The 13,381-nt window shown below is 69.1% G+C and carries 15 protein-coding genes and 2 pseudogenes; 10 read left to right on the top strand and 7 right to left on the bottom strand.

What is annotated here, in order from left to right; genetic code table 11:
• Positions 1 to 203: 203 nt before the first annotated feature.
• Positions 204 to 1,925, bottom strand: coding sequence for an ATP-binding protein (locus tag ASD79_RS03690; RefSeq protein ID WP_056719886.1), 1,722 nt, complete (start codon positions 1,923 to 1,925; stop codon positions 204 to 206).
• Positions 1,926 to 2,093: 168 nt separating this feature from the next.
• Here ASD79_RS03690 and ASD79_RS03695 point away from each other — a divergent pair, with 168 nt between their 5' ends.
• Positions 2,094 to 2,903 (top strand): BON domain-containing protein, encoded by an 810-nt coding sequence (locus tag ASD79_RS03695; protein WP_056719665.1) that lies wholly within the window; start codon positions 2,094 to 2,096, stop codon positions 2,901 to 2,903.
• Positions 2,904 to 3,130: 227 nt separating this feature from the next.
• Here ASD79_RS03695 and ASD79_RS03700 read toward each other — a convergent pair whose 3' ends face one another.
• On the bottom strand, positions 3,131 to 4,231 hold the full coding sequence (locus tag ASD79_RS03700; RefSeq protein WP_056719666.1) for a Zn-dependent alcohol dehydrogenase: 1,101 nt from the start codon (positions 4,229 to 4,231) through the stop codon (positions 3,131 to 3,133).
• Between the two features lie 220 nt (positions 4,232 to 4,451).
• Positions 4,452 to 4,919, bottom strand: coding sequence for a chemotaxis protein CheW (locus tag ASD79_RS03705; protein WP_056719667.1), 468 nt, complete (start codon positions 4,917 to 4,919; stop codon positions 4,452 to 4,454).
• Positions 4,920 to 5,149: 230 nt separating this feature from the next.
• On the opposite strand from ASD79_RS03705, the gene ASD79_RS03710 reads away from it, so the two are divergent.
• A complete protein-coding gene (locus tag ASD79_RS03710) occupies positions 5,150 to 5,551 on the top strand; it encodes a hypothetical protein (RefSeq protein WP_056719668.1) in 402 nt (133 codons plus the stop codon).
• Positions 5,552 to 5,770: 219 nt separating this feature from the next.
• Here ASD79_RS03710 and ASD79_RS03715 read toward each other — a convergent pair whose 3' ends face one another.
• Positions 5,771 to 6,565: an inositol monophosphatase family protein gene (locus ASD79_RS03715; protein ID WP_007661885.1), complete on the bottom strand. Its 795-nt coding sequence runs from the start codon at positions 6,563 to 6,565 to the stop codon at positions 5,771 to 5,773.
• Between the two features lie 577 nt (positions 6,566 to 7,142).
• On the opposite strand from ASD79_RS03715, the gene ASD79_RS03725 reads away from it, so the two are divergent.
• The 3 genes and pseudogenes from ASD79_RS03725 to ASD79_RS24540 form a co-directional block, all read left to right on the top strand.
• Complete coding sequence (locus ASD79_RS03725; protein ID WP_056719670.1) at positions 7,143 to 7,532, top strand: hypothetical protein; 390 nt, start codon at positions 7,143 to 7,145, stop codon at positions 7,530 to 7,532.
• Positions 7,529 to 8,383 (top strand): sigma-70 family RNA polymerase sigma factor, encoded by an 855-nt coding sequence (locus ASD79_RS03730; RefSeq protein WP_056719671.1) that lies wholly within the window; start codon positions 7,529 to 7,531, stop codon positions 8,381 to 8,383. Before ASD79_RS03725 ends, ASD79_RS03730 begins: the two co-directional genes overlap by 4 nt.
• Positions 8,380 to 8,500: pseudogene (locus tag ASD79_RS24540) on the top strand (hypothetical protein); the annotation flags it as partial. The gene ASD79_RS03730 and the pseudogene ASD79_RS24540, both read left to right, overlap by 4 nt.
• 9 nt (positions 8,501 to 8,509) lie before the next feature.
• Here ASD79_RS24540 and ASD79_RS03735 read toward each other — a convergent pair.
• Together ASD79_RS03735 and thiE are read right to left on the bottom strand one after the other, a co-directional pair.
• Entirely contained in the window at positions 8,510 to 8,929 is a 420-nt protein-coding gene (locus ASD79_RS03735) for a hypothetical protein (protein ID WP_056719672.1), read from the bottom strand.
• 75 nt (positions 8,930 to 9,004) lie between these two features.
• The gene (gene thiE / locus ASD79_RS03740; protein WP_056719673.1) at positions 9,005 to 9,652 is read right to left on the bottom strand and encodes a thiamine phosphate synthase; all 648 of its coding nucleotides are present in this window, start codon (positions 9,650 to 9,652) and stop codon (positions 9,005 to 9,007) included.
• A 257-nt stretch (positions 9,653 to 9,909) separates the two neighbouring features.
• Between thiE and ASD79_RS03745 the strand changes: the two genes are divergently transcribed.
• Both ASD79_RS03745 and bfr read left to right on the top strand, forming a co-directional pair.
• Positions 9,910 to 10,095 carry a bacterioferritin-associated ferredoxin gene (locus ASD79_RS03745; RefSeq protein WP_056719674.1) on the top strand — a complete coding sequence of 62 codons (186 nt, stop codon included), beginning with the start codon at positions 9,910 to 9,912 and terminating at the stop codon, positions 10,093 to 10,095.
• Between the two features lie 266 nt (positions 10,096 to 10,361).
• Positions 10,362 to 10,841 (top strand): bacterioferritin, encoded by a 480-nt coding sequence (gene bfr, locus ASD79_RS03750; protein WP_056459848.1) that lies wholly within the window; start codon positions 10,362 to 10,364, stop codon positions 10,839 to 10,841.
• 143 nt (positions 10,842 to 10,984) lie between these two features.
• Here bfr and ASD79_RS03755 read toward each other — a convergent pair whose 3' ends face one another.
• Complete coding sequence (locus tag ASD79_RS03755) at positions 10,985 to 11,488, bottom strand: GNAT family N-acetyltransferase (RefSeq protein WP_056719675.1); 504 nt, start codon at positions 11,486 to 11,488, stop codon at positions 10,985 to 10,987.
• 84 nt (positions 11,489 to 11,572) lie between these two features.
• Here ASD79_RS03755 and ASD79_RS03760 point away from each other — a divergent pair, with 84 nt between their 5' ends.
• The 3 genes and pseudogenes from ASD79_RS03760 (at position 11,573) to ASD79_RS03770 (ending at position 13,339) form a co-directional block, all read left to right on the top strand.
• Positions 11,573 to 12,160 (top strand): TspO/MBR family protein, encoded by a 588-nt coding sequence (locus ASD79_RS03760; protein WP_056719676.1) that lies wholly within the window; start codon positions 11,573 to 11,575, stop codon positions 12,158 to 12,160.
• Between the two features lie 68 nt (positions 12,161 to 12,228).
• Positions 12,229 to 12,864 (top strand): DUF2799 domain-containing protein, encoded by a 636-nt coding sequence (locus ASD79_RS03765; RefSeq protein WP_056719677.1) that lies wholly within the window; start codon positions 12,229 to 12,231, stop codon positions 12,862 to 12,864.
• A gap of 138 nt (positions 12,865 to 13,002) precedes the next feature.
• Positions 13,003 to 13,339: pseudogene (locus tag ASD79_RS03770) on the top strand (DUF559 domain-containing protein).
• Positions 13,340 to 13,381 lie beyond the last annotated feature (42 nt).

Consider the following 13,381-nt stretch of genomic DNA (forward strand, 5'->3'; position numbering starts at 1 on the left):
GCGGAACTTCAGAGCGTAAACCAGACACCATGGCGGTACGTCAGGATCGGCGGTAGGCCGCCAGAAAAGGCGTCACCGGGGCTGGCCGAGGCGTCCCCAGCTTGCCCACAGCTTTGCGAGGCAAGTTGGGGATGATCTCTTCAACTTGGAAGTATGGGGCGATTCCCGAGGATGCCGCAGACGCAAGGCGGCCCATTGGGAAACTAGGCCCGCAGTTCCAGTTTCGGCGCCCGTCGCGGCATGTCACACCCCTCGGCCACCACCCGCAGCAGCTCGGCCGGCTGGATCGGCTTGGACTGCACGCCGTCGAAGCCCAGGGTCAGCAGGCGTTCGGCCTCGCCCGACATGCCGTCGGCGGTCAGGGCGATGACCGGGATGTCGGCGGGGCCGCCCTGGCCGGCGCGGATGCGGGCCAGGGCCTCGATACCGTCCATGGTCGGCATGTGGACGTCCATCAGGACGAGGTCGAAATGGTCGGCGGTCAGCCGCTCCAGGCCCTGAAGGCCGTCGTCGGCCATGACCACCTCGGCGCCGACCGCCTCCAGCAGGGCGCGGGCCACGGTCTGGTTCACCCGGTTGTCGTCGACCACCAGGATCCGGCGGCCTTCCAGCCCGGCGGCGCGTGGCAGGGGCAGGGGCGCCACTGGTGCGGTCGCCGTCGCCAGGGGCAGGCTGACCGTGAAGGTCGAGCCGGCGTCGGGGCGGCTGGTCACCGAGATCCGGCCGCCCATCAGGGTCACCAGATGGTGGCAGATAGACAGGCCCAGGCCCGAGCCGCCGAACCGGCGGGTGGTCGAGACCTCGCCCTGGGAAAAGGGCTGGAACAGCCGGGTCTGGTGCTCGGCCGACATGCCGATGCCGGTGTCCGAGACCACGATCTCGACGCCGCCGCCCAGGCCGGGGCCGATGGCGACGCGGACGCCGCCGTCCAGGGTGAACTTCACGGCGTTGGAGAGCAGGTTGAGCAGGATCTGGCGCACCCGCATCGGGTCGCCGGCCAGCCAGGCGGGGGTGTCGGGGGCGATCTCCAGGACCAGCGCCACGTCCTTGGCCCGGGCCGTTTCGATCCACAGGTTGTGAAGCTGCCGGCCCAGTTCGGCGACGTCGAAGCTGACGATCTCCAGCTCCAGCTTGCCGGCCTCGATCTTCGACAGGTCGAGAATGTCGTTGAGAATGGCCATCAGGCCGTCGCCGGACTGGACGATGGTGTCCAGGTAGTCGGTCTGGCGGCGATCCAGGCGGGTGGAGGCCAGGGCGTGGGCCATGCCCATCACCCCGTTCATCGGCGTGCGCAACTCGTGGCTCATCATCGCCAGGAAGGCGGACTTGGCGCGGTTGGCGGCCTGGGCCTCGACCTGGGCCCGTTCCAGGGCGTGGGCGTTGGCCCGCATCAGCTTGGCGGCGTTGGCCAGATAGGCGCCCAGCCCGACCAGGGCGGTGATCGCGAAGGCCAGCTCCCAGCCGCGAAAGCCGCCGAACACGATCGGCGCGAGGATCAGGGCGGCGACCGGAAAGGGCGCCAGGGCGGTGAAGGCCGCACGGCTGAGGACGGCGTATTTCAGCGCCTCCAGCAGCAGGCCGAACAGGATGATCAGCGCCGCGAACTTCATGGCCGGCGAGCCGTGGATCCAGGTGAGGGCGGCCATCACCGACCACGCGCCGCTGAACGCCGCGACGGTGCTCAGGCGGGTCAAGGCCGAGGCGTACTGGCCCTTGCCGTGGCCGTAGCGCATCTGGTTGAACTGCAGCCAGGCCTCGAGCCCGACATTGACCGCCAGCCAGGCGCCGGCCGCCTTCCAGCCGAAATTGGCCAACAGCAGTCCGTCGATCATCAGGCTGATGGCGACGCGCACGGTCCGGCTGCGATGCCCCATCATCAGGAGCGCGCCTTCCAGCCCGTCGTCGAGAAACTCGCTCAGCCGCACCGGCCGCTCCATCGTCACGCTACGTCGTCGATGCGACAACCTGACGTAACAGTGTTCAAGAAGCGTTTAGGTTATCAGGCGCGGCCTGCATCTTCTTGGCGGTGTAGTTCGTTATCTCTCATGACGATCTTGATGCGTCCGGGCCGGGCGAAGTCATGGAGAAGACCGATGCCGGAAACTAGATGGAACGATCGCGAAGGGCGGTTCGAGGTCGATCGCGACCGCGATTTCGACGAGGGGCGCGATCATGATGACGAGGCGGCGCGTCGGGAGCGCCAGGCGCGCGCCGCCGCGCCGCCGCGCCGGCGGGGCGGCGAGTTCCTGCGCGCCCAGGCCCAGGGGGGCGACATCGGCTATGGCCGGGTGGTCTCCGGCGCGGGCTACGGACCGGGATCCGGCAGCTTCCACGCGCCGGGCGACTACGGAATGGTGGGCGGCGTCCACTTCGGCGGCGGCGCCAACCGCTATGTCGACTATGGCCGGTCGCACGAACGCCCCGACGACGCCGCCCGCGACTTCGGCGCGGGGTCGCACGACCTGCATGGTGGTCACCACCATCACGGCGAGGGTCGCACCTGGCTCGACAGGGCGCGTGACGAGGTCGTGTCGTGGGTGGGCGAACACGGCCCCCATCATCCGCATCCGCGCCACGCGGGCGCCCTCGAAGGCGAACACCGCGGACATGGTCCCAAGAACTACCGCCGCTCGGACGCGCGCGTCCTTGAAGACGTCAGCGACCGCCTGAGCGACGACAGCTGGCTGGACGCCCGGACGATCGAGGTGGCGGTCGAGAACGGCGAGGTCACCCTGAACGGCCTGGTCGGCTCGCGCGACGACAAGCGCCAGGCCGAGATGCTGATCGAGTCGGTCTCGGGCGTCGGCCACGTGCAGAACAATCTCCGCGTCGCCCAGCCGGAAGCCGATCCCGGGACGGGCGCCGGCCGGCCGGGCGGCACGGGCATGGGCGGGTTGGTTTAGGGTTCGGACTCCGTTGGAGCCCACCCAACTGTTGTCATCCCGGCCGTAGGACCGCGCAGCGGGCCGAAGCGCCGGGACCCAGGGCAACCGCGATGCGCCGGCCCCTGGGCCCCTGGGTCCCGGCTCTCCGCTTCGCTGCGGCCGGGATGACAACCGTTATTGAGGGCTTTGACGTCACTCAGGAATTCAAGCGTTCAATTGAGCCCGAACCCTAGGCGGCCGACGCCTCAATCAAACACGATCACCGAGCGCGCCAGCTCGCCGCGCTTCAGTTCGTCGAACGCCGAGTTGACGTCCTCCAGCTTGATGCGGCGCGAGATCAGTTCGTCCAGCTTCAGCTTGCCGGCCATGTAGGCGTCGACCAGGCGGGGCATGTCGACCGGGAAGCGGTTGGAGCCCATGTAGCTGCCCTGGATCTTCTTCTCGCCCAGGAAGTCGGGGCCGTGCAGCTCGATCATCGTGCCGACCGGGATCATGCCGATGATGTTGGCCGTGCCGCCCCGGCGCAGCATCCGGAACGACTGTTCGGCGGTGACCTTCAGGCCGATGGCCTCGAAGCTGTGGTGCACGCCGCCGCCGGTCAGTTCCTGGACCTGCTTGACCGGGTCTCCGGCTCCCGCGTCGATGACGTCGGTGGCCCCGAACGTCTTGGCCAGCTCGAGCTTGCCCGGGATGCGGTCGATGGCGATGATCCGGCCGGCCCCGGCCATGACCGCGCCGTTGATGGTGGCCAGGCCGACGCCGCCGCAGCCGATCACCGCCACGGTCTCGCCGGGCCGCACGCCGGAGGTGTGGATCACCGCCCCGACCCCGGTCATCACCGAGCAGCCGATCAGGGCGGCGCGGTCGAAGGGCATGTCGCGGCGGATGGCGACGCAGGCGTGCTCATGCACCAGCATCTGCTCGGCGAAGGACGACAGGTTGAGGAACTGCGCCATGCGCGTGTCGCCGGCCCCGGACAGGTCCTCGCGGAACAGCCGGGGCTCCTCGCCCTTGGCGCGCTTGGTCTCGGGACTGATGCAGAGGTTCATGTGGCCCGTCAGGCAGACCTCGCAGTGGCCGCAATAGGCCGACAGGCAGGTGATGACGTGGTCGCCGACCTTGACGGTGCGCACTTCCGAGCCGACCGCCTCGACGATCCCGGCGCTCTCGTGGCCCAGCACGGCGGGCAGGGGATGGGGGTAGGAGCCTTCGACGAAGTGCAGGTCGGAATGGCAGACGCCGGCGGCCTTGGTGCGGATCAGCACCTCGCGCGGGCCCGGCTTGCCGATCGAGACGGTCTCGATGGTGAGCGGCTTGCCCACTTCGCGCAGAACGGCGGCCTTCATCGGCGATCTCCCTTGTTGTTGCGGGAGACCCTAGCGGGAGGGGCAGGGCGGAAGGAAGGGGCTATTGAAACATTTGTTCGCCTGCCGCTCCGCTGTCATCCCGGACAAGCGAAGCGCAGATCCGGGACCGCCGGAAGCGCCTGCGTTCACGCCCCGGTCCCGGATCTTCGCGCTGCGCGCTCGTCCGGGATGACAACGTAAGACGAGGGAAAAGAACGGCCTAAGCCGCCAGCGCCACCTTGCGGTCGGGCAGGATGGCCTCGACGGCCAGCAGCACGACCATGGTCGTCTCGGTGGTGATCACCGCCGCGACCAGGGGCGAGGCCTCCTCGCCGAGCGGCGGCGGCGGGCTGATGGCGCTGGCCGGGACGATGAAGCTGTCGCAGACCGCGTCGACCAGCAGGCCGGCGACGTCGTCATGGTGTTCGACCACGATGATCACCTGGCGGGCGCTGTCCTGGGCCACGCCCTTGCCCAGGCGTTCGGACAGGTCGATGACCGGCATGACCTGGCCGCGCAGGTTGATGACGCCGCGCACATAGGGCGGCGCGTCGGGCAGCGGGGTGGCGGGGGTGACGCCGCGGATCTCGCGGACCGCGCCCACGGGCACGCAATAGGTCTGGGTCCCGACCTCGAACGACAGGATCTGCAGATCCTCGCCGGCCGCGTAAGCCACGTTCCTGGACATCGCCGATCGCCTTCAAGCCTTCGGACCGCCCATTCTGGGCGCCGTCGTCGACTTCAGCTACGCGCGGAAAGGTGAATAAATCGGACGCTATTCCAGAGATTCAGGGGTCGTGCGGGCGGCGGCGGCCAACCTGACGGCCCCGTTCAGCCTGCGTTCAGCCGCCGAGGCGGAGGATGAGCCCAAGATGGAGGCGACGTGGTGACACGGCGCTCCTGGAAGGACACAGCGTCATGAACCGCACTCTGAAGACCAATATCGGCCGTGTCGCCGCCGGCCTCGCCGCCCTGGCCATGGTCGCCGGCTCGACCGCCGCCTCGGCCCAATCCTACCGCCACGGCGGCGGCTACTACGGCGGCCGTCACCATCACGGCGGCCGTGGCGACGCCGCCCTGGCCGCCGGGGTGATCGGCCTGGCCCTCGGCGCGGCCATCGCCAGCGGCAGCAACGACCGCCACTACCGGCGCGGCTACGACTACGGCTACGCCCCGCCGCCTCCGCCCCCCCGCTATTACGGCGGCTACGGTTACGGCCCGCGCTACGGCTATGGCTACGGCCGGGTCCGCGACTGCTGGACCACCCGCGACTACGACGAGTGGAGCGGCTCGGTCTACGAGCGGACCGTCTGCCGCTAGATCACGGCCGGACACGCAAACGCCCCGGGCTCGCGCCCGGGGCGTTTTTGTTTGGGGTTTTCAGAACCAGATGTGGATCAACAGAATCCGTTTCCCCGGCGAAGGCCGGGGCCCAGATTTAGCCTGAACATCAGCCAGGTCTTCACGACACCCCGCCCTATGACCTGGGCCCCGACCTTCGTCGGGGAAACGGGGTCGAGATGGGCATGGCTCAGTCCCCTACGCCGCGCGCAGGCGTTCCAGCACCAGCGGGTGGAGTTCCTGGTTGCAGGCCAGGATCGAGACGCCGTCGGCCGGGTTGCCGTGCTCTTCGATCGACGAGACCTTGCCGCCGCTTTCGGCCACCATCAGCACGCCGGCCGCCACGTCCCAGGGCTTGAGGTTGCGTTCCCAGTAGCCGTCGAAGCGGCCGGCCGCGACCCAGGCCAGGTCCAGGGCCGCCGAGCCGAAGCGGCGCACGCCGGCCACCTTCTGGCTGACCTGGTGCAGTTCCTTCAGGAACTGGCCGTGGCCGGGCTTGCCCAGGAACGGCACGCCGGTGGCCAGCACGCTCTCGTCCAGGTGACGGCGGGCGGCGACGCGCAGGCGCTTCTCGGCGCCCAGATAGGCGCCCTTGCCCTTTTCGACCCAGAACAGGTCGTTGGTGATCGGGTTGTAGGTGACGCCGGCGACGATCTCGCCCTCGCGCTGCAGGGCGATGTTGACCGCGAAGTGCGGAATGCCGTGCAGGAAGTTGGTTGTGCCGTCCAGCGGGTCGACGATCCAGGTGTGGGTCTTGTCGGTGCCCTCGATCATGCCGCGCTCCTCGCCCAGGAAGCCGTAGCCGGGGCGGGCCTTTTCGAGGATCTCGAAGATCACCTGCTCGGCCTTCTGGTCGGCGGCGGTGACGAAGTCGGCGGGGCCCTTCTTGGAGACCTGCAGCTCGGTGACCTCGCCGAAGTCGCGGGCCAGGCCGCGCGCGGCCTTGCGGGCGGCGTCGATCATCACGTTCAGGAGGGCGGAAGCGGTGGCCAAGGCGGGTGTCCTTCAAGAGTCCCCCTGCGCGGCGTCGCTTCCCTTTTCAGAGGGGCACGACGGCGGGGGATATGCATGCGGGCAGATAGAAAGATCGGGAAAGTGGGCGCGATACCTAGACGCGGAGGCGGCTGAAAGCAAGGCAGCGGCGATTTTGTCGCCGGTCAGGCGTCCGGGGCGCGGGGACGGCGAAGGACGTGCCGCGTCACCCAAAACAACACGCCCAGCACCACGAGAGCAACGCCCATCCAGATGAGGCGGCCAATCCAAGTGGCGATTGGGCCCAAGGGCGCTGAGGCGGAGGTAGCCGTTTCCGATATTAACCCGACCTTCAGCCCAAACGCCGGGGTCAACGGAATCTTGAGCAGCCACGCAGCAATCGACAGGCAGGCCAAGAATGCCAGGGCCGCTAGTTTCCATCGCATGCGCACGTACCTGAATCCTCTGTCGCCCGTCAGCCCGAGGCGGTCAGCCTGACGGGATTTTTGCGGACGGGCAACGGCCGGTGATTTTCTCTGCGCATGTCACATTCGATCGGGCCATCTCGTCATGTCCTCGAAATCCTGGAGCGAAGACGATGCGTTGGGCGAAATGGATCCTGCCGGCTTTGCTGGCCCTGAACGGCGTGGTGATGATGCTGGCCCCGACCTGGTGGTACCCGCGCGTGCCGGGGGTGATCGAGACCGGGGCGCTGAACACCCATTTCGTGCGCGACATCGGGGCTGCGTTCATCGCCTGCGCCCTGGCCATGGGCTGGGCGGTTCGGGATCCGGTCCGGGGCCTGGGCGCGGCCGTCGCGGCGGCGGCGTTCCTCACCCTGCACGCGACGATCCACCTGATCACCCCGTTCTGCGGGCCCAAGCCGTGGCCGCTGCTGGCCCGCGACTTTCCGGCCGTCTTCCTGCCGGCCATCATCAGCCTGCTGGTGGTATGGTCCTGCGTTCGACGCCAGAAGGTGAAGGCATGACCGCTCAGGACACGATCTTCGAGGCACGGCGCGGGGCGATGACCGGCCTGGCCTATCGCATGCTCGGCTCGCGGGCCGACGCCGAGGACGTGGTGCAGGACGCCTGGATCCGCTGGCGCGGGGTGGAGACGGACGCGGTGACCAACCCGGCCGGCTTCCTCAACCGCGTCGTCACCCGCCTGTGCCTGGACCGGCTGAAGTCGGCGCGGGCCCGGCGCGAGGTCTATGTCGGCGAGTGGCTGCCCGAGCCGGTGGTCGACGAGGATCACCAGGACCTGGGCGAGGACCTGTCGGTGGCCTTCCTGCTGGCCCTGGAGCGCCTGACCCCGCTGGAGCGCGCCGCCTTCCTGCTGCACGACGTGTTCGACGCGCCGTTCGCCGACGTCGCCCGCACCCTGGGCCGCACCGAGGCGGCCTGTCGCCAGTTGGCGGCCCGGGCCCGCGAACACATCAAGGCCGGCAAGGCCCGCTATCGCCCCAGCGCCGAGGAGGAGCAGCGCCTGACCAGCGCCTTCCTGGCCGCGGCCCTGGGCGGCGACGAGAGCGTGCTGCGCGGCATCCTGGCCCAGGACGTGGTCATGCACGCCGACGGCGGCGGCGTCGTCAGCGCCAACCTCAACCCGGTGTTCGGCCTCGAGAAGGCCGTGCGCCTGCTGCTGGGCATCAAGAAGAAATGGCCCAACCCCGACGGCACGGTGGCCCGCCTGGCGCGGATCAACGGCGCGCCGGGCCTGGTGCTGTCGTGCGACGGCGTGGTGTTCCAGACCATGGGCCTGGAGATCGTCGAGGGCCGCATCGCGGCGGTCTACACGATGCGCAACCCGGACAAGCTGGCGCGGCTGAACAGCTGAGGCGCCGTGCGTCCTTCGAGGCTCGCCCGCGGCTCGCACCTCAGGATGAGGAATTCAGCAACAACGCTCCTCATCCTGAGGCGCCCGCGCGAGCGGGCCTCGAAGGACGCACGGCGTCACCGCCCCCTAAGGCAGCGCCACCTTCGGCAAGGTCTCCCGGGTCTCGCACGCCACCCGGCCCGCGCCGCCGGTCGCGCCCTTGATGTCGTCGATCTTCTCGCCGTTGCGCCAGCCCTTCTCCAGGGCCTGGTCGCCGGTGAAGTCCATGCCCAGGTCGATCCATTTGTCGGTCGCGCAGTCCAGGGCGAAGATCATGATCGGGCCCTTGCCGGCCGGCCAGCCCTTGTAGGGGCCGTTGGGGCGGCCCTCGGCGATGCGCACGACCACCAGGCCGGACGCCTGGTCCACCCGCATGAAATCCGCGTCGTAGAAGGTCTTCGCCTCGCCGGGGGAGGCTTTCCAGGTTTCGGCCCGGCCGGTGGCCGCCGTCGCCGCCGTCATGCCCAGGACCGTTACGCCAAGCAAACACAGTACGAGCCGCATCATGGCCGCTCCTCCCGTATTTTATCGTTGGGAAGAGGCTACGCCCGTCAAGCTTGAGCGGCAAGGACGCAACGCGTTTCAGCCCGCCCGCGCCGCCAGTCCCTCGGCGATCGCCGCGTTCAGCGCCGCCACGCCGGCGGCCGGGCCGCCCGGATGCTTCCAGACCCCGGCCGAGACGGCCAGGAAGTCAGCCCCGGCGGCGGCCAGGCCGGCGGCGTTGTCGGCGTCGATGCCGCCGATCGCCACGCAGGGAACCTCCATGGTCTCCTGCCAGATGGTCAGGATCTCCGGTTCGGCGGTGGTCGGGGCGTCCTTGGTGGTGGTCGGGAAGAAGGCCCCGAAGGCCACGTAGTCGGCCCCGGCCTCGGCGGCCTCCATGGCCAGGTGGCGGCTGTCGTGGCAGGTGACGCCGATCACCGCGTCCGGGCCCATCAGCTTGCGGGCCTCCTTGTAGGCCATGTCGCCCTGGCCGATGTGCACGCCGTCGCAACCCAGCCTGGCGGCCAGGTCGGGCCGGTCGTTGAGGATCACCGCCACCTCGTGGGCCCGGGCGATCGGGGCCAGGACCGCGACGGCGGCGGCGATGGCGTCGTCGGGGAGGTCCTTCAGGCGGATCTGCAGCGCGGAGACGTCGCCGGCCCCCAGGGCCGCGGCCAGGTCGCGCCCGAAGGCGTCCAGGTCGGCCAGGGTCGGCGGGGTGATCAGATAGAGGCGGCAGTCGGTCATGGGCCGGGATTACGCCGATTTGGGCGCGCAACCAATCCTCCCCCTGTGGGGGAGGCGGCCGAAGGCCGGCGGGGGGAGGCGTGGGATCGTCGATCCGGAATGGGGTCGCCGGCCGATCACGCCCCCCCTCCGTCGGCTGCGCCGACACCTCCCCCACGGGGGGAGGCCTAGTTCCATTTGTCGCACTGCGAGTCAGTTGCAAACCCCTCACGCCTCCGCTACATGAGAATGACAATCATTCGGCGGGAAGTGCTGCCTTGTACGTCTGCAACTGTAACGGCATCCGCGAGCGCGAAGTGCGCGCCGCCATCGACGCTGGGGCCACCCGCCCGGCCGAGGTGTTCCGTCACAAGGGTTGCCAAGCCCAGTGCGCCAAGTGCGTCTGCGAAATGCGCCAGATGATCCAGGACAGCCAGCAGGCCCTGGCCTACGCGGCCGAATAACTTCATTCCGCTCTTTCCAGCGTTCGCCGGGATGAGCGGATTTCGGAGTAATTTCAGCGACCGCGAAGCAGTCTCACGCTTTTCCGTGAGGCTGAGAAACACTTGCAGACATAGCGGTTGAAGCCCCTGCGACAATAGATCACGGTCGCCCGCAGTCTTGAGCCCAACGGGCGCAAGACTGCTGTTCTTTGTGGGCGCGCGATGGGCGCCGAAACCGGCAACCACTTTCGGCTATCGCGCGCCGAATCTTACTTGAGGAGGCCGCCATGCAAGGCGATCCCGGCATCATCCGGCTCTTGAACGCGGTGCTCACCAATGAGCTGACGGCGGTGAACCAGTACTTCCTGCACGCGCGGATGTACGACAACTGGGGCTTCAAGCGCCTGGGCAAGATCACCTACGACGAGTCGATCGGCGAGATGAAGCACGCCGACAAGCTGATCAACCGCATCCTGTTCCTCGAAGGCCTGCCCAACCTGCAGGACCTGCACAAGCTGAAGATCGGCGAGACCGTGCCCGAGTGCCTGGCCTCGGATCTGTCGGTCGAGGTCGGCGGCCGCGAGACCCTGATCCCCGGCATTATCCAGTGCGAACAGGTCCGCGACTATGTCAGCCGCGAGCTGCTGCGCGAGATCCTCAGCGACACCGAGGAGCACATCGATTTCCTGGAGATGCAGCTGGGCCTGGTGAAAGCGCTGGGCGAGCAGAACTACCTGCAGAGCGCGGTGGGGGAACTGCCGGCTTAGGGGCCGGGAAGTCCTCCCCCTGTGGGGGAGGCGGCCGAAGGCCGGTGGGGGGAGTTGTAGGATCTCGGTCGCGAACCCACCGATCGGTCCGATCACTCCCCCCACCGTCGGCTTCGCCGACACCTCCCCCACAGGGGGAGGATTTAGTTTTTCCGCACCATGAACACCCGCGCGCCCTCGTCCAACCCCCGCGCCAGGTGCTCCTCGCGGATCGCCCGCATCCCCGGCGTCAGCGCCGCGTCGGCCACGTCGACGAACCCCAGCCAGCGGTAGTAGGGCGCGTTCCACGGCACGTCCCTGAACGTCGACAGCGACAGGCCCTTCAACCCCGCCGCCCGGGCCCGGCCCGAGACCACGTCCAGCAGGGCGGCGCCGATCCGCTGGCCCTCGTGCGTCGGCAGCACGTCGATCTGCTCGACATAGGCGTGGTCCTCCACGGTCCTGAACATCACGAACCCCACCAGGTCGTCGCCGTCCAGGGCCACGATCAGGCCGCCGGTCTCGATCCGCGCGGCCAGCACCGCCGCCGGGCTGGGCTCGTCGGCGGCCAGGGCGTCCATGAGGCCGACGAAGCGTTGGGCCGAGGCCCGTTCGAGGGCGCGGATCGTCTCGATCTCATCGGACCGGGCGGCGCGGAAGGCGACCATGGGAACTCCACGAAAGCGCGCCCGCCGCTGGGAACCAAGCTCCAGCTAGGCGGGTTACAGGCATGTTTAGCGAGGAGTTCCGTCATGCACATCCCGAACGGCAAGATCCACGGGAGGCGGGCGCTCGCCGGCCGCGAGTCGTTCGAGATCGACACCAAGGCCGACACCCCCGCCACGGCCGGCGCCCAACTGGCCCTCGGCCTGGCCCTGGCCGGCGGGGCGATCCTGGTCTCGACGCTGCTAGGCCGCCGCCATGAACGGATGATCGACGACGAGGAATACGCGGTCGGCTACGCCGAGATGCACGAGCCGGTCGCCCATCAGCCCAAGGCGCTGACCAGTCTGCTCCTGCCGCCGCTGTTCATCGCCATGACCCTGTCGGGGCTGCGCATCTGGAACGCGCCGTCCAGCCCCACCCGAACCCGGGCTCTCGCCCTCTGGAGCCTGGTGCAGGGCTTCAACGCCCTGTGGTTGGCCCTCGGCGCCAAGCGCGTCGGGGGCCAGCTGGGCGCCGCGACCGCCTCGCTGGCGGCGTCCGGGGCCTACGCCCTGCAGGCCCGCAAGCTGGTGGCCCCGGCCTCGGGCTTCTCCAGCCCCTATCTCGGCTGGCTGGGCTTCGCCAACGCCCTGACCGAGGAGCTGTGGAAGCGGCCGCGCGTCACGGTTCACTGAATTTGGTTCATTGACCGTTCAGGTGGTCAAGCTTTAGCTCCCCCAACAACCTCTGGGGGAGTTTTCGCATGCGTCCGTTCCTGTTGATCCCGGTCCTGGCCGGCGGCCTGCTGCTGGCCAGCTGCGCGACCATGAGCCAGGAGGCCTGCCTGCAAGGCGACTGGGCCGGCGTCGGCTTCAAGGACGGCGAGGCGGGGCGCCCGCAAAGCCGCCTGGACGAGCACGCCAAGGCCTGTTCCAAGGCCGGGGTCGTGCCCGACGCCAGGCCTTATTTCGCGGCCCGCGACCAGGGGCTGAAGCTCTATTGCACCCCGCAGCGGGGGTTCCAGGAAGGCCGGCTGGGCAACGCATACGCCGGGGTCTGCCCCGAGCGCGTCGCGGGCCGCTTCCTGGCGGCCTATGCCGACGGCCAGCTGGTCCACGCGGCGGTCTCGCGCCTGAGCCAGGCGGAGTCCGACCGCGACAGCGCCGACAACCGCGCCGAGAAGCGGGACCGCGAGGCCAGCGGAGTCGAGGACGAGCTGAAGAACCCGGCGCTCAACGCCGAACAGAAGCACGAGCTGCGCGACCGCCTGAACCGCCTGCGCAGCGAACGCCGCGCCGCCGTCGAGGACGGCCGCCGCGCCGACTGGGCCAAGCGCGACGCCGAACGCGAGGTCGACGACCTGGAGCACCGCTTCCGGCCGACCTACGGCGGGTGGTGAGATTTTTAGAACCCTCTCCCGGAGGGGAGAGGGAGGGGCCCGCCGCGCAGCGGTGGGAGGGTGAGGGGTGACGCCGTCAAAAGCAAAACCCCGGCTACTTCGCTTGCCTCGTCCAACAGCAAAGCCAAGCTCGCTGGCATGGACCCGATCCCCAACGCTCGCCGTCTCCGACGCGGCCAAACCCTTGCCGAGGAGAAGCTCTGGGCCGTCGTTCGCGGTCGCCGCCTCGATGGCTTCAAGTTCCGCCGCCAAGTCCCGATCGACCGCTACTTCGCCGACTTCGTCTGCCGAGACGCCCACCTGATCGTCGAACTCGATGGCCCGACATGAGGATCGCGCCGAGCATGACGCGGCGCGGACTGAAGTGCTGGAGCGTTGCGGCTACCGGGTCCTGCGCTTCGACAACGAGGTCGTGCTGGCCGATCCCGGTGGCGTGGCCGAGGCCATTGGCGCGGCGCTCCGGCTAAGGGCGTGACCCCTCACCCTCCCACGCTTCGCGCGGGTCCCTCCCTCTCCC

The sequence above is a fragment of the Caulobacter sp. Root655 genome (assembly GCF_001427665.1).
Lineage (GTDB): Bacteria > Pseudomonadota > Alphaproteobacteria > Caulobacterales > Caulobacteraceae > Caulobacter.